Below are 15511 nucleotides of genomic sequence, written 5' to 3' on the forward strand. Positions count from 1 at the left end.
AGAGTTCGAACTGGACCCGGCACGAATTACAGTTCCCCGGTCTCGCTCGGGGTGGGGGAATGTCGAAGTATTCAGGGGTCCGCGTATGCTGGTAGTTACACATGTGTTCCCGGTGGGCCAGTGTATGAATTCTGGTATGAGATCGTCCGTGTTCCGATGTTGACGGCGTGGGTGGCTGGAGCGTGCGTTAGCACCCGTTAGGCTGCGCAGGGTTCGCGTCCTGGTTGTTTGCGTGCATGCCGGGACGCGACTCTTCGTTGTGAGATGTTTTCGAAGTGGCGATACAAAATTGCAGCGGGCGGGTAGGTGCTTGTATGCGCTGTGTGCCAACGTACAGTGGTTGACTATGCGCAGACTTGCTCCCGTCGGGTTGTCCCTGTTGGCTCTGGCACTGGTCGCTGCCTGTACATCGGCGGAGGAACCTGCCGACCCGCCGCGCACGGACGACGTCCAGACACCAACGACGAGCCTCGCCACTGACGAGATGGACAGTGACCTGCCGCCGTGCAGCGGCGAGGAGGTCGAGGTAGTTGGCGGCTTTGGCACGGTCCCTGAAGTGACCGTGCCCGAGGACTGCGGTCCGCCGAATGAATTGGTGATCATTCCGTTGGAGCCGGGCGAGGATCCTGCAGTGGCCGAGGGAGACACTGCGGTGATGGACTATCAGCTTACGCTCTGGTCGACTGGGGATACGGTCGATTCCTCGTTTGCCCGCAACGAAACGCTCCCGGTGGAGAACGTCGGGGCGGCCCAGGTCATCCAGGGCTGGAACGAGGGTCTGGTCGGGTTGGAGACCGGCAGCCGCAGCGTGCTGATCATCCCGCCGGAGCTCGCCTACGGCCCTGCAGGCAGCGGGGAGCGGCTCGCCGGTGAGACGCTGGTCTTCGTCGTCGACGTCCTGGAGACCGCACCGGCCTCCTGAGGCTCGGCGACGCACGATCGACCGCGCGGCCCCGCCGATCCACGGATCGGCGGGGCCGTCTGCCGTCGTCGTCAGGTCAGCAGCAACAGCTTCCCCGTGGTGCCCCGGCTCGCCAGGGCGGTGTGCGCCGCCGCCGCCTCGGCCAGCGGATACTCGTGGCCGACGCGGACCCGCAGGGCGCCTGCGGCCACGGCGTCGAACAGCTCGCCCGCGCGCCAGGCCAGCTCGCCCGGCTCCGCCAGGTAGTGCACCAGGGAGGGCCTGGTCACGTACAGAGCCCCGCTGGAGTTGAGTCGTTGCAGGTCGACGGGCGGGACCTGTCCGCTGGAACCGCCGAGCAACACCATCAGGCCGCGTCGCCGCAGTACCTTCAGCCCGCCGTCGAAGGTGTCCTTCCCGACGCCGTCGTAGACCACGTCGACCCCGGCGCCGTCGGTCAGCTCTCGAACCCCCGCCACGAAGTCGGTCTCGGTGTAGCGGATCACCTCGGCGGCGCCCGCCTCCCTGGCCAGTGCCTCCTTCTCCGCCGTGGACACCGTGGCGATCACCCGCGCCCCGCGCGTCGCCGCGAGCTGGGTCAACAGCAGGCCGAGCCCACCCGCCGCCGCGTGGATCAGGACCGTCTCACCCGAGGCGATCGGGTGGGTCGACACCGCGAGATAGTGCGCGGTGAGGCCCTGCAGCATCAAGGCGGCGGCCGTGCGCTCGTCGATCGACTCGGGCAGCCGCACCAGATCGGCCGTGGGCACGACGACCCGGTCGGCGTAGCTGCTGGTGCCCTTGCCCCAGGCCACCCGGTCGCCCTCGGCGAACTCGGTGACGCCCTCGCCGAGCCCGATCACCCGGCCCGCGCCCTCCTGGCCGGGGATGAACGGATAGGACACCGGGTAGACCCCGGACCGCTGGTAGGTGTCGATGAAGTTGACTCCGGCGGCGGTATTGGCCACCACCACCTCACCCGGTCCCGGAGTCGGGTCCGGCAGTTCGACGGAGGCCAGCGTCTCCGGTCCGCCCGGCGCCGCAACCTGGATCGCCCGCATCATGTTCTCCCGTTCGCTCGTCGTCTACCGCCCCGGCCCGCCTGCCTGCCCGGCCGAGGCGGGCCGGGCGCAGGTGGATCATCCGCCCGGCTCATCAAACTCCGATCTCCGACGGCGCGCGAGAGGCTGCGCGCTCGTCGGGTCTGATCGGACGTCACTCGGCTCAGCTCTCCAGGGCCACTCGCCGCGCGAGCCCGAGCGGCAGTGCGCCGGAGGCCGCGATCGTGTCGTGGAAGGTCCGCAGCGAACCGCGCCCGGCGGCGAGATAGTCGGCGCGGATCGACTCGATCTCCAGGCATCCGGTGAGGTAGGAAGGGGCCTGCGTCGGCCAGGAGCAGTATCGGCGCACCTCGCCCACGGCGGTGCCCGGCGTCAGCGCTGCCTTGGTGGCCATGAACTGCTCCGCCTCGGCGATCTCCATCTCACCGGTGTGCAGCGCGGTGTCCACCACGATGCGTGCCGCCCGGAAGAGCCGCGCCTCCAGATGACCCAGTTCGTGCGCCGGATCGGTGAAGTAGCCCTGTTCCCGCATCATCGTCTCGACGTAGAGCGCCCAGCCCTCGCTGAAGTAGGGCGTGCGGAAGGTCTTGCGCACGCGACGCGGCCCGCCTGCGGCCCACGACAGGTGCCAGTGGTGACCGGGGTAGGCCTCGTGGATCGCGATCGTCGGCATCTGGGCGCGGGCATTGGTCTTCAGCCGCTGGCGCACCTGCTCCTCGGTGAAGCCCTCCGGGGTGAAGGGCACGAAGAAGTGACCGAGTCGCGAGGTCGTGAGCGGGGGCGGCGCCATGTAGTAGGCCACCGACAGGATCGGCCGCTGGAAGGCGGGCGACGGCAGGACCTCGCAACGCTCGCCCTCGGCGAAGGATACCAGCTCGCGCTCGACGAGGAAGCGCCTGGCCCGCTCGGTCTCGGTGGCGTACTCCGCTCGCATCGCCTCCAGCGTGGGCGGGTAGTCGTCCTGGAGACGCTCCATCACCGCTCGCCAGTCCGCCGAGCCGCCCGGCACCCGCTGCGCGACCTCCCGCATCTCCGCCTCGAGCGCGGCATGGGCGGCCAGTCCGCGTCGGTGCAGCTCCGCTGTGTCGTAGCCGAGCAGCTCCTTGTCCAGCAGCAGGGCGGAGTAGTTCTGCTCGCCCATCCGCCAGTCGCCCCTGGCGCGCTCGGCGAACTCGGTGAGGAACGCGACCAGGGTGTCGAAGGCCTCGGCGGCGGGTGCGGCGGCCTCGGCCAGCTCGGCCCGCAGGCCGGGATCGGTCACCATCGCGGGCAGCGAGGAGGTGAGGAACTCCCGCCCGGTGCGTGCCTGATCCAGTGCCCGGCCGACCAGTAACGGGGCGGACAGCTCGGGGTCCAGGTTGGCGCGACAGGCCGCCAGCACGGCGGGCACCTCGGCGAGCCTGCTGCGGGCCGAGGCCACCAGCTCGGACTCGGGGGCACCGCCGCGCAGGAAGGTGGTGAACAGGCTGCTGAAGATCGGTCCCGTGTAGACCGAGGGATCGCGACGCCATGACGGCCACTGCGCGTGGATCGCGGCGCCCCGCAGGGTGGCGATCAACAGGTCGCGGTCCACGGCGTCGTCGACCGACAGTGCGGCGGACTCGATCCCCTCGAAACGACGCAGCCACTGCGCCTGCTCGCCCTCGACCGCTTCGAGGGCCGAGCCGGCGAAGTCGCCCAGCGTGTGCCGGTGCGCCTCGGAGCCCAGCATGGCCGCGTGCACGGGATGGCGGTCGTAGTACCAGCCGAGATAGTCGTCGACGAGGCCGGTCAGCGGGGGAGTGGGGTGGTCGCTCATGCGACGACCTTAAACCGTTCGCCTTGCTAAAGTCCTGCGATCGATCGGCTCGAGATCGGACGACTCCGGGCGGGATCGCCGCGCCGCCGGGCTGTGTTCGGGAGATCGGATCAGCCCCGGCTCGCCGCAGGCTCGCGGCGACGGCGCGCCGCCGCACGGCCTGCCCTGCCCGTCGGGACGCCGGTCGACGGGACCGTGCCTGCTGTTCTGGTCGCCGCTCGCCCGTGTGGGTCGACCGGCCGGTCGCGGCCGGTAGGCGCGTCGCTCGACACCCCGCGACCGGCCCGTGAACGAGGGCGTCCCGTCGACGGCGCCCCGCTGCGATCCCGCCTCGAAGTGTGATCCAGATCAAGGCGGCTCGGCTCGCCCCTGCTGCGCCGCCTAGGCTCGAGGACATGTCTGAGCAGCTGACGCAGGATCCCGTCGTGCCACCCGCCGCCGTGTCCGCTGCCCGCCGGTTCCTCGCCGATCACGGCAAGACGGCGCGCGCCGTGGTCGCCCACCTCGGGCGCACGGGCGCCCGCGTGACCCTGGTCGGCGAGGACGGCGCCCTGGGCGACGTCATCGTGGCCGACGTCGCCACCGGGACGGCCCTGTGCGAGCAGGTCGAGGGCCTGACCGTGTCGGACTGGGATCGGGACACCACCGCAGCCCTGACGATCGGGCCCGCCCACCGCAACCGGATGGCGGGCAGGCGGGCCGGGTGACCTCCGCGCCGCGCGTCCTGCTGGTGACCTGTCGGGATCTGCCAGGCGGGTACACCGACGATGCGGACCTGATCGACGCGCTCGCCGAAGAGGGCCTGACCGCCGCCTGGGTCCGCTGGGACGATCCCGCCGTCGACTTCGCCGCCGCCGACCTCGTGCTGCTGCGTTCCCCGTGGGACTACATGCGCAGGCTCGACGCGTTCCTGGCCTGGTGCGACTCGGTTCCCCGGCTGGCCAATCCCGCGTCGGTGGTTCGCTGGAACACCGACAAGCGCTACCTGGTCGACCTGGCCGCCGCCGGGGTGGCGGTGGTGCCGAGCAGCGTGGTCGCGCCGGGCGAGCGGCCGACGTGGCCTGCGACGGAGTTCGTGGTCAAGCCCACCGTCGGTGCAGGCTCGGTCGAGGTCGGTCGCTTCACCCCGGCGCGCCACGCCGAGGCGGCGACGCACCTGGCTGCTCTGCACGCGGCGGGTTCGACGGCGTTGATCCAGCCCTACCAGGCCAGTGTGGACACCGAGGGCGAGACCGCGGTGGTCTTCTTCGCAGGCGTCTTCTCGCATGCGTTCCACAAGCCCGCCATGCTCGACGACGGACCGGCCCGTGCTCAGGCTCGGCTGGCCGACGCCGAGGTGGTGCGGCCCGGGCGGGCGAGCGAGGCCCACCGCGCCGTCGCCGAGACCGCCCTGGCCGTCGCGGCCCGACGGTTGGGCCTGCGTCGCGAGGACCTCCTCTATGCCAGGGTCGATCTGATCGCCGACGACACGGGCAGCCCGCTGCTTCTGGAACTGGAGCTGAGCGAGCCGCTGCTGGGTCTGCGACTGACCGACGCCTCGGCAAGGGCGCGCTTCGCCGCCGCCGTGCGCTCCATGCTGCTCGACGACTGACGGTCGACCGACCGCTCCGCGCGAGACGTCTCGGAGTCCGCCGATCTCGAGCCCGGCTCCGAGGCCGACCGCGCCGCGTCCCGGCGGACCCCACCGCAGCTGGCATTGCCGGACCTTCGACGCCTGCCGTGCACCCGAGGGCCGACCAGGGCGGTGTTCGTCGGACCGCCCGAGAACAGTCGCCGTGAGCGGCATCGGGTGATCTCCGCACCTGTTCGCTCGCCGCCGACACCTGGTCCTGGATCACCGATGCTTGTCAGTCGATCATTCAGGTACTACCGTTCCTTCAGTGTCGAATGAACTTGATCCCAGTCGAGGGAGCAGTCGATGACCGAGCGCGGAACGTACTCCACTCCGGCGGCGAACTGGATCGAGCGGGTGGCCGCCTTCTACGTCGAGGAGGGGATGCCGTTGATCGCGGGGCGGATTCTCGGCTACCTGCTGATCTGCGATCCGCCGGAGCGCACGGCCGCCGAGTTGGCCGCCGCGGTGGACGCCAGCAGCGGCTCGGTGAGCACGAACATCCGGCTGCTCGCGCGGGCCGGTCTGGTCAGCAAGACGACTCGTCGCGGTCGGGAGGCAGCGCTCTACCGGTTGGAGGAGCATCGCTGGCCGGGCTTCGTGCAGGACCGGTTCGACCGGGTCGCGCGCGCCCGTGACCTCACCAAGGAGGGCCTGCGCCTGTTGTCGGGCAATTCGCAGCGCGCGGCGCGACTTCGGGAGGTCAGCGAGTTCTACGGCTGGCTCACCGACCAGCTTCCGGAGCTGTGGACCCGTTGGGAGGCCGAACGTCGCACTCGCCGCTGATCCTGCCTCCCGTCGTTCGCTGCCGAGCCTGTTCGACGTCGGTGGGCGCGCGGTCGGTCAGCTCGTGGACGCGAACTCGCCGCGCCGGGTCGTCGGCTTCGTGTTCTGCCGGGCCGCGTCGAAGACGGCGGGCGCCGGGCCCCGATCGCGCAGGGTCGTCCAGAGCCAGGCACAGGCCACCACGACGAGCGCGGCGCCGAGAACGTGCAGCGTCACGAGCACCTCGGGAACCCCGGTCCAGTACTGCACCATGCCGATCGCGCCCTGCGCCAGCACGACGCCGAGAAGCCACCAGTAGCCGCGCCACGCCCTCGCCGGGGCCTCGACGGCGCGGAAGGCGAAGGCCAGGGCGACGAGCATGCCGAGGAAGAGGAACAACAGCTCGGCGTGCACCTGCGCCAGCACGTCGATCGGCAGCTGGAGTCGCGGCGTGTTCGCGTCGCCGGCGTGCGGGCCCGCCGCCGTCACCAGCGTGCCCATGATCAACAGCGCGCCGAGCACCCCTACTGCGGTGCCGACCAGGTTTCGGATCGACGCAGGCACCAGTAGTCGGGCCTCCCGATCGCCCTCGCCCGCGGTACGGAGCAGCAGGCCGGCCGTCCACACCAGTCCCATCGACACGAGCAGGTGGGTCGCCACGGTCCACCAGCGCAGGTCCATCCAGACGGTGATGCCGCCGATCAGGCCCTGTAGCAGCGTCCCGCCCAGCGTCACCAGGGCGAGTCGGATCATCCTGGGCCGTCGTGGGCGCAGACCGAGGGCGCCGAGCAGGCAGAGGAGCGCGACGAGCCCGATCCCCACCGACAGCAGTCGGTTGCCGAACTCGATCCACTGGGTGATCGCGTTCAGCTCGGGATGCGGCACCGGCACCATGCTGCCGGGGTGGCATTCCGGCCACGACTCGCAGCCCAGCCCCGAGCCGGTCACTCGGACCACCGATCCGGTGACGGCGATGACCGTCTGGCAGATCAGGTTGACGAGGAACAGGAGCCGCATCACCCGCGATCCCACATCGGGAAGCCGATCGGTCACACGGGAGAAGGCATCTCGCTGCGGCACGGCACGCATCGTATGACTCGTTCACCTTCGGGCCGCACGCCGCCCCTGGGCGTCGTGGGCTCCCTCACTCGCCGTCCGCCTGCGTTGAAGCGTGGTGGTGACCCGCCGGGCGGTCCGGGGCTGCCGCGAGCAATCGCTCCTGGCGTCGGGCGAGGCGTGACCGGTCTGTCTCGGTGCCCGGTGAAGCGGCCATGCTCGCCTGCGCCGATCGCGGGCGGCGTGCAGCACCTCGGCGCCGCACGCCGCAGCATGTCGTGAGCAGAACTGTGCTCGCCCCCGTCGATGTCCAGTTTCGAGCCGACGTTGAAACCGCCCCCGGCGGTGGTGAGGAAGACCACTGCGGCGGGACCTCGTCCGGACGTCCGAGCCGACCGAGCGGCACTCTCGTGGCGAGGCCGCCAGTGTCCTGCCGCAACCGGCCGCCTGTCTGAGCAGACGGTGCACCCGCCCCGTCGACGTGTCGCCGACGGGGCGGGCACGACGTCCTAGGTGAGTCGCGTGGTGCGGATCGCCAGCGCCCCGGCGCCGACGCCCCAGCCCACCAGCACGGCGACGGGCTGCCAGCCGGGGCCGACGCCCGCCGTCGCGGCCGAGGTCATGCCCTCGGCGAAGGCGGCCGACGGCAGCCAGGACACGACCGAGGCGACCCCGTCGGGCAGCACGTCCAGCGGCACCACGACGCCGCCCGCGAGCAGCAGGGCGAACCACACCGTGTTGGCCAGCGCCAGCACCACCTCGGCTCGCAGCGAGCCGCCGAGCAGCACGCCGAGCGCGCCGAAGACCACGGTCCCCAGCACGAGAAGAAGCAGCAGCCAGCCGAGGCCCGCCAGGTTCGGGGCCCAGCCGAGCAGCAGCGCGACGCCGCCGAGCACCACGAGCTGGACGGCGACCACGCCGAAGGTCGCCAGCACCCGACCGCAGACCAGGGTCCAGCGCGGCAGCGCGGTGGCGGCCAGCCGCTTGAGCACGCCGTACCGACGATCGAAGCCGAGGGCGATGGCCTGGCCGGTGAACGCCGTCGACATGACCGCCAGTGCCAGGATGCGGGGAGCGAGCGCGTCGATGCGCGGCTCGTCGAGGTCGATCACGTCCAGCGTGCTCAACCCGATCAGCAGTGCGAGCGGGATCAACAGCGTGAGCAGCAGATTCTCGCCGTGGCGCAGGGTCAGCAGCAGTTCGGTCCTGGCCTGGACGAGCAGCATCCGGACGAGGTTTCCGCGTCCGGGATCGGGTCGGAAGCTCCCCGGCGAGAACCGGGTGGCGGGGCTGACGATCTCGGTCACGAGCGAAGTTCCCGTCCGGTCAGTTCGAGGAAGACCTCTTCCAGGCTGCGCCGGGCCAGTCGCATGTCCTGGGCGAACACCTCGTGGCGGGCGCACCACGCCGCGACGGTGGAGGCGACCTGCGGATCGATCATCCCGCACACCGCGTACTCGCCCGCGCTGATCTCCTGGGCGGTGTATCCGTCGGGCAGCGCGGTCGTCAGCAGGGCCAGGTCGAGCCCGGCTCGGGAGCGGAAGCGAAGGCGCTGGTCGTCCTCACTGGTCAGCTCGGCCGGGCTGCCCTCGGCCACGACGGAGCCGCCGTCCACGATGACCACCCGGTCGGCCAGGCGCTCCGCCTCGTCCATCAGGTGTGTGGTGAGCAGCACGCTGACCCCGTCGGCGCGCAGCGCCTCGATCAGCTCCCACACCAGATGCCTGCTCTGCGGGTCGAGACCGGCGGTCGGCTCGTCGAGGAAGACCAGTTCGGGCCTGCCCACCAGCGCGCAGGCCAGGGAGAGACGTTGTTGTTGGCCGCCGGACAGGCGCTTGAACGGGGTTCGACGGGCGTTGTCCAGTCCGAGGGTCGTCAGCAGCCAGGTGACGTCCAGCGGGTGCGCCGCACAGGAGGCGACCAGGCGCAGCATCTCCTCGGCACGCACGCCGGGATAGGCGCCGCCGCCCTGCGGCATCACGCCGACCCTGGGGCGCAGCGCGTTCGCATCGGCGATCGGATCGAGGCCCAGCACCCGCACTCGCCCGGCGTCGGGGCGCTGAAAGCCCTCGCAGATCTCGACGGTGGTGGTCTTGCCCGCGCCGTTGGGGCCGAGCAGCGCCAGCACCTGACCTCGGTCGAGCCGCAGGCTCAGTCCGTCGACCGCCACGGTGGAGCGGAACCGCTTGGCCAGATCCTCGACCTCGACGGCAGGCTGGTCGGCGGTGGGGGTCACGACGCTGGAGACTAGCTCAATGGGGTGGTGCCGCCGGATGCAGCAGCGGCTCACGCCGAGGAATCCGCTTTCGCATCGCGAACATCGCAGGCAGGAAGACCGCGACGGCGGCGAGGAGCGCCTGGGCCACCACATAGGTGCGACTGTCGAACCCGGACCCGGTGGGGAACACCAGCAGCGCCACCACGGCGGAGTACGCGGTGGCGGTGAGCCGGAACCGCAGTCGAGTGCTCGACGCGGCGAGCGGGATCGCCGCCCAGAGCAGGTACCAGGGGTGCAGCACCGGGCCGAGGAGCACCACCGAGCCCAGCCCCGCGCCCAGCCCGGCCAACGGCTCGATCCGGCCCCGGAAGGCCGACCAGAGCAGCCGGGCGCAGATCGTCGCCGCGAGGCTGTAGCCGATGGCCCGTGCGAGGGAGATCACCGCGTCCGTGTGGTCGCCGACGCCGAGCAGGATGCCCAGCCCGGCACTGGTCTGGCTGACGGCGGTCACCGGGGACAGCCAGCTGCGCACCGAGCCGGGCACGCTCAGCGCCTCGATCCAGCCGAAGCCCAGGGTGCTGCCCATCGACACCCCGACCGTGACGATGACGAACACGGCGGTGAAGCCGGTGGCGATGCGCAGCAGGTCCGGTATCCGGCCGCCGTTGCGGCGCGCGATGATCGCGCCGAGGAAGCCCAGCGCCAGCACCGCAGGGAGTTTGATCATGGCAGCCAGTGAGATCAGCACCGCGCCGACCCAGACCGAGCGAGACAGGGCGATCTCCAGGCCGGCCATCATCAGCCCGATCATGAGCGCCTCGTTGTGGATGCCGCTGACCAGGTGGAACAGCAGCAACGGGTTGGCGGCGCCGAGCCAGAGCGCGTAGACCGGCTGCACTCCGCAGCGGCGGGCCAGCCGGGGCAGCGCCCAGACGATCAAGGCGAAGCCCGCCAAAGCGAGTACGCGGTGCAGCAGGATGCCCGCGACGACGTTGTCCGAGGCGATCGCCGTGATGCCACGGGACAGGAACAGGAACAGCGGCTGGTAGGGCGCGGGAGTCTCCCGCCAGATGTTGGTGACGCCCCTGGTCAGCGGGTCGTCGACCCCCAGTGCGGTGGCCGGTCCCAGCTCGTAGGGGTCCATGCCGCGCGCCGCGATCTCGCTCTGTGCCAGGTAGCTGTAGACGTCGCGGCTGAACATCGGCGGCGCCACGACGAAGGGCAGCGTCCACATCACCAGCGTGCGGTCCATCTGGCTTCTGGACAGCAGGCGCTCCCGGCCCGGTCTGGCGAGTCTGCCCAGCCACAGCCAGGACGCCACCAGCATGAGCATCCCGGTGTAGGTGATCGCGAGTGCGACGGTCGGCATCCGCGACAGCAGCCCGAGGAAGCGGACGCCGGAGACAGGGTTGATCACCGGGGCGGCGCCCGCCCCGAGCGCACCGACGGCCATCAGCAGCGCGGCGACGGTGCCGAAGCGACGAACCGCGTCCAGGCTGCGGTGCTCGCTCGCGTCCAGCGATCCCGGTGGTCCGGCGGGGCAGTCGGTCTGCGCGGGGTCGGCGGGGGTCGTGCCGTCTCCGGTCGAGTCCACGCCGGAGCGCCGGTCCGCCGCCTTCGCCGGAGCGGCGGCGGATGTCGTCGGCGAGTCGGTCGCCTGCTCCTCGTCGTCTGAACCTCTGCTGATCGCCCGACCGCCGATCGCCTCGCCCGACATCACGGGGCAGAAGGGTAGCCGTGACGCAGTGTTCGCGGATGCCGGATGGGGCAAGTTCCTCGGCGCGTCGGAAATGCGCCGGTGATTCTCGATGCGGGTCGGGATTCGTCGTGGCGCGCGCCTGGTGCGGAACCCGCTGCGCCGGGGGCGGCAAGATCGATCTCGTCGCCGCCTGGGGAAACCCTCGTGGAGTCTGCCGACGGCCGTGCACCGAGTGACGCGGGGGAGTGCAGGGGCCGGTCGGTCGCAGCGCGGCGGCGGGCAGCACGCGGAGCACGGCGGCGCCGTGACGACACTCACCCCGGAGGACCTGCTGGTTGATCGCCCTGGCGAATTAGGTAACATTCGCGTTGTGGAATTCGTCGGGTCGCCCGCTGGGGCTGCGAACGACGCCGAGCACCCTATCCCGGTGCCCGGCGCGGTCCAGCGCGCGCGGTCGGTTCCGGCCGGGGGCGCCTCCGAGATGACGGCGGCGGGCGGGCCTGCGGGGCCGTCCGAGTCGTCGGCCGCGGGGTCGTCCGATGCGGGGTCGTCCAGACTGGGGGCCGCAGGCAGCCAGGAGCCGCCGGGCGACCTGCCGTCGGGGGCCTCGCCTGCTCAGACCCCGGCGACGCCCGTGTCCTTCTCCGAGGGCCGGACTCGTCACACCGTGGCCAGGCTGCTTCTCGAACACGGGCCCGCCACCGCCGCCGCCATCGCCGAGGAACTGGGCCTGGGGCAGGCGGCGGTGCGCCGACACCTGGACGCGATGATCGCCGACGGTCAGGCCTGCACGCGGCAGGCTCCCCGAGGTCCGCGCGGCCGAGGGCGGCCTGCCCGGCTCTACCTGCTCACCGAGGCGGGACGCACTCGATTCGGTCACGCCTACGACGACCTGGCGGTGGCCGCGCTGCGGTTCCTCGCCGAACACGTCGGGGAACAGGCCGTGACGGCCTTCGCCCGGCAACGGGTGACCGAGCTGGTCGACCGGCATCGGGGAGCGGTGTCCGCCGCACCCGACCCCGCGACGCGCGCCGAAGCTCTCGCCGAGGCGCTCACCCGTGAGGGTTACGCTTCCTCGACTCGTCGCGTCGGGTCAGGGGAGCAGCTCTGCCAGCATCACTGTCCCGTGGCGCATGTCGCGGCGGAGTTCCCGCAGCTCTGCGAGGCCGAGACGGCGTTGTTCGCCGACCTGCTCGGCACCCACGTTCAGCGACTGGCCACCATCGCTCGCGGTGACGCGGCGTGCACCACGCACGTCCCGCTCGTCGACCGAGCGTCGGAGCACACCGATCGGCCGGAACAGTCCGGCGGATCACCCACCCGTCTGGTGCCCGCTCCCGCGACACCAGTTCAGACAGCCCCGAATCCGGATGGAGGGGAACCCGCATGACTGCCGCTGCCGAGCAGCGAACACCCACCACTGCGCCGACCGCCACGGGCCAGCAGCCGCTGACCCAGGAGGAGACGCTGGCCACGCTGGGCACCTACGAGTACGGCTGGGCCGACTCCGATGCCGCAGGCACCAGTGCTCGTCGAGGTCTGAACGAGGACGTGGTCCGCGACATCTCGGGCAAGAAGAGCGAGCCGGACTGGATGCTCCAGACCCGTCTCAAGGGTCTGAGCCTGTTCGATCGCAAGCCGATGCCGAACTGGGGCGCCGACCTCTCCGGCATCAACTTCGACGCGATCAAGTACTTCGTGCGTTCCACGGAGAAGCAGGCCACCAGCTGGGAAGACCTGCCTGCCGACATCAAGAACACCTATGACCGGCTGGGCATCCCGGAGGCGGAGAAGCAGCGGCTGGTCGCCGGTGTCGCGGCTCAGTACGAGTCCGAGGTCGTCTACCACAAGATCCGGGAGGACCTGGAAGAGCAGGGCGTCATCTTCCTGGACACCGACACCGGTCTGCGGGAGCACCCCGAGCTGTTCAAGGAGTACTTCGGCTCGGTGATCCCCGCCGGAGACAACAAGTTCTCCGCGTTGAACGCGGCGGTCTGGTCCGGCGGCTCCTTCATCTACGTGCCGAAGGGCGTGCAGGTCGACATCCCGCTGCAGGCCTACTTCCGGATCAACACCGAGAACATGGGCCAGTTCGAGCGGACGCTGATCATCGTCGACGAGGGTGCCTACGTGCACTACGTCGAGGGCTGCACGGCGCCGATCTACAGCTCCGACTCGCTGCACTCGGCGGTCGTGGAGATCATCGTGAAGAAGGGTGGTCGTTGTCGCTACACGACCATCCAGAACTGGTCGAACAACGTCTACAACCTGGTCACCAAGCGCGCGAAGGCCGAAGAGGGCGCGACCATGGAGTGGATCGACGGCAACATCGGGTCCAAGGTCACGATGAAGTACCCGTCGGTCTACCTGATGGGCGAGCACGCCAAGGGCGAGGTGCTCTCGATCGCGTTCGCCGGCGAGGGCCAGCACCAGGACGCGGGCGCCAAGATGACCCACCTCGCCCCGCACACCTCCTCCACCATCGTCTCCAAGTCGGTGGCCAGGGGCGGCGGCCGGACCTCCTACCGAGGTCTGGTGCGGGTGAACAAGGGCGCGCACCACTCCAAGTCCACCGTCAAGTGCGACGCGCTGCTGGTCGACACGATCAGTCGCTCCGACACCTATCCCTACGTCGACGTCCGCGAGGACGACGTGGCGATGGGGCACGAGGCGACCGTGTCCAAGGTCAGCGACGAGCAGCTCTTCTACCTGATGTCGCGCGGTCTCACCGAGGACGAGGCGATGGCCATGGTGGTGCGCGGGTTCGTCGAGCCCATCGCGCGCGAGCTGCCCATGGAGTACGCGCTGGAACTCAACCGCCTGATCGAGCTGCAGATGGAAGGGGCCGTCGGCTGAGATGGCGACACCTACTGACACCACGGACGTCACCCCGGGCGTCGCGGGCAAGGGCCACTCGCACGGTGGACCGGTGATCCCGCAGTCCTCCAGGGGCGAGCGCTTCACCTCCTACGACGTGGCCGCCTTCGAGGTCCCCGGCGGTCGCGAAGAGGACTGGCGGTTCACCCCGCTGCGCAGGCTCGCGGGCCTGCACGACGGATCGGCGACGGCCGACGGCCGCATCACCGTCGAGGTCACGGCCGAGGCGCCGGTGACGGTGGAGACCGTGGACCGCTCCGACTCTCGCCTGGGCGACGGCGGGGTGCCCGCCGACCGGGTGGCCGCGCAGGCCTGGTCTGGATTCGCCGAGGCCACGCTGGTCACGGTTCCCCGGGACGCGCGTCCCGCCGACCCGATCACCGTCACGGTGACCGGGCCCGGCGAGGGCCGGTCCGCCTACGGGCACGTGCAGCTGCGGGCCGAGGCCTTCGCCGACGCCACGATCGTGCTGGACTACCGGGGCTCCGGTGCGCTGGCCGACAACGTGGAGATCGTGCTCGGCGACTCCGCGCGCCTGGTCGTCGTCACCGTGCACGACTGGGCGGCCGACGCCGTCCACGTCGGCTCGCAGCACGCCGCACTGGGCCGCGACGCCACGCTGCGCCACTTCGCGGTCACGCTGGGCGGCGACCTGGTGCGCATCGCGTCCACCGTCACCTACCGGGAGCGGGGCGGCGACGCCGAGCTGCTGGGGCTGTACTTCGCCGATGCCGAGCAGCACCTGGAGCACCGGCTCCTGGTGGACCACGCGGTGCCCAACTGCCGCAGCAACGTGGTCTACAAGGGCGCTCTGCAGGGCGAGGGCGCGCACACCGTGTGGATCGGCGACGTGCTGATCCGGGCGGCGGCCGAGGCGACCGAGACCTTCGAGTTGAACCGCAACCTGATCCTCACCGACGGTGCCCGCGCCGACTCGGTGCCCAACCTGGAGATCGAGACCGGGGAGATCCAGGGCGCGGGCCACGCCAGCGCCACCGGTCGGTTCGACGACGAGCAGCTGTTCTACCTCCAGGCCAGGGGCATCCCGGTCGACGTGGCCCGCAGGCTCGTCGTCCGAGGCTTCTTCGGCGAGATCCTCCAGAAGATCGCCGTTCCGGAGGTCCGGGAGCGGCTGGAGGCGGCGATCGAGGCCGAGCTGGCGGCGGTCGGCACATGACGATGACCCCGGTGTGCGAGGCGGCAGGCCTGGCCGAGCGGACCCCCGTTCGCGTCCAGGCCGACGGCGTCCCCGTCGTCCTGGTGAGGGACGGCGAGCAGGTGCATGCACTGCACGACGTGTGCTCCCACGCCGAGGTGGCGCTCTCCGAGGGAGAGCTGGTCACCCGGCGCGGCGGGCTCGCCCTGGAGTGCTGGCTGCACGGCTCCTGCTTCCACCTGCGCACCGGGGCGCCGACCGGCCTGCCCGCCACCGATCCGGTGGCGGTGTTCCCGGCCGAGATCAATGAGGGCTGGGTCCATGTCGACCCGGCAGTCCGGGTCGCGGGCTGATTGCCGCGCCGTCCG

The 15511-nt window shown here is 71.0% G+C and carries 14 protein-coding genes; 8 read left to right on the forward strand and 6 right to left on the reverse strand.

Annotation, left to right across the window (positions count from 1 at the left end; all coding sequences use genetic code 11):
- Nucleotides 1–484: 484 nt before the first annotated feature.
- The gene (locus tag UA74_RS30750; protein ID WP_198043001.1) at nucleotides 485–922 is read left to right on the forward strand and encodes an FKBP-type peptidyl-prolyl cis-trans isomerase; all 438 of its coding nucleotides are present in this window, start codon (nucleotides 485–487) and stop codon (nucleotides 920–922) included.
- Nucleotides 923–993: 71 nt separating this feature from the next.
- Here the strand turns inward: UA74_RS30750 and UA74_RS12560 are convergent, their stop codons facing one another.
- On the reverse strand, nucleotides 994–1965 hold the full coding sequence (locus tag UA74_RS12560) for a quinone oxidoreductase family protein (RefSeq protein WP_075740409.1): 972 nt from the start codon (nucleotides 1963–1965) through the stop codon (nucleotides 994–996).
- Nucleotides 1966–2125: 160 nt separating this feature from the next.
- Nucleotides 2126–3760, reverse strand: coding sequence for a DUF885 domain-containing protein (locus UA74_RS12565; protein WP_075740410.1), 1635 nt, complete (start codon nucleotides 3758–3760; stop codon nucleotides 2126–2128).
- A gap of 395 nt (nucleotides 3761–4155) precedes the next feature.
- Between UA74_RS12565 and UA74_RS12570 the strand changes: the two genes are divergently transcribed.
- From UA74_RS12570 to UA74_RS12580, 3 genes are all read left to right on the forward strand, one after another.
- Nucleotides 4156–4467 (forward strand): hypothetical protein, encoded by a 312-nt coding sequence (locus tag UA74_RS12570; RefSeq protein WP_075743731.1) that lies wholly within the window; start codon nucleotides 4156–4158, stop codon nucleotides 4465–4467.
- Nucleotides 4464–5351 (forward strand): ATP-grasp domain-containing protein, encoded by an 888-nt coding sequence (locus tag UA74_RS12575; protein ID WP_075740411.1) that lies wholly within the window; start codon nucleotides 4464–4466, stop codon nucleotides 5349–5351. The genes UA74_RS12570 and UA74_RS12575 overlap by 4 nt, the downstream gene beginning before the upstream one ends.
- 327 nt (nucleotides 5352–5678) lie before the next feature.
- Entirely contained in the window at nucleotides 5679–6158 is a 480-nt protein-coding gene (locus UA74_RS12580; protein ID WP_075740412.1) for a GbsR/MarR family transcriptional regulator, read from the forward strand.
- A gap of 57 nt (nucleotides 6159–6215) precedes the next feature.
- On the opposite strand, the gene UA74_RS12585 is transcribed toward UA74_RS12580, so the two are convergent.
- From UA74_RS12585 to mptB, 4 genes are all read right to left on the reverse strand, one after another.
- Nucleotides 6216–7217 (reverse strand): COX15/CtaA family protein, encoded by a 1002-nt coding sequence (locus UA74_RS12585; RefSeq protein WP_232237730.1) that lies wholly within the window; start codon nucleotides 7215–7217, stop codon nucleotides 6216–6218.
- A 485-nt stretch (nucleotides 7218–7702) separates the two neighbouring features.
- On the reverse strand, nucleotides 7703–8419 hold the full coding sequence (locus UA74_RS12590) for an ABC transporter permease (RefSeq protein WP_083684028.1): 717 nt from the start codon (nucleotides 8417–8419) through the stop codon (nucleotides 7703–7705).
- Between the two features lie 77 nt (nucleotides 8420–8496).
- Complete coding sequence (locus tag UA74_RS12595; protein WP_075740414.1) at nucleotides 8497–9429, reverse strand: ABC transporter ATP-binding protein; 933 nt, start codon at nucleotides 9427–9429, stop codon at nucleotides 8497–8499.
- A 16-nt stretch (nucleotides 9430–9445) separates the two neighbouring features.
- Nucleotides 9446–11128: a polyprenol phosphomannose-dependent alpha 1,6 mannosyltransferase MptB gene (gene mptB, locus UA74_RS12600; RefSeq protein WP_198043098.1), complete on the reverse strand. Its 1683-nt coding sequence runs from the start codon at nucleotides 11126–11128 to the stop codon at nucleotides 9446–9448.
- Nucleotides 11129–11537: 409 nt separating this feature from the next.
- On the opposite strand from mptB, the gene UA74_RS12605 reads away from it, so the two are divergent.
- From UA74_RS12605 to UA74_RS12620, 4 genes are read left to right on the forward strand one after another with little or no spacing between them, the layout of a single operon-like run.
- Nucleotides 11538–12500 (forward strand): helix-turn-helix transcriptional regulator, encoded by a 963-nt coding sequence (locus UA74_RS12605; protein ID WP_318533297.1) that lies wholly within the window; start codon nucleotides 11538–11540, stop codon nucleotides 12498–12500.
- Nucleotides 12497–13966 (forward strand): Fe-S cluster assembly protein SufB, encoded by a 1470-nt coding sequence (sufB, locus tag UA74_RS12610; RefSeq protein WP_075740415.1) that lies wholly within the window; start codon nucleotides 12497–12499, stop codon nucleotides 13964–13966. The genes UA74_RS12605 and sufB overlap by 4 nt, the downstream gene beginning before the upstream one ends.
- 1 nt (nucleotide 13967) lies before the next feature.
- Entirely contained in the window at nucleotides 13968–15164 is a 1197-nt protein-coding gene (gene sufD, locus UA74_RS12615) for a Fe-S cluster assembly protein SufD (protein ID WP_083683159.1), read from the forward strand.
- Nucleotides 15161–15496: a non-heme iron oxygenase ferredoxin subunit gene (locus tag UA74_RS12620; protein WP_075740416.1), complete on the forward strand. Its 336-nt coding sequence runs from the start codon at nucleotides 15161–15163 to the stop codon at nucleotides 15494–15496. The genes sufD and UA74_RS12620 overlap by 4 nt, the downstream gene beginning before the upstream one ends.
- Nucleotides 15497–15511 lie beyond the last annotated feature (15 nt).

It is taken from the genome of Actinoalloteichus fjordicus (genome assembly GCF_001941625.1).
GTDB lineage: Bacteria > Actinomycetota > Actinomycetes > Mycobacteriales > Pseudonocardiaceae > Actinoalloteichus_A > Actinoalloteichus_A fjordicus.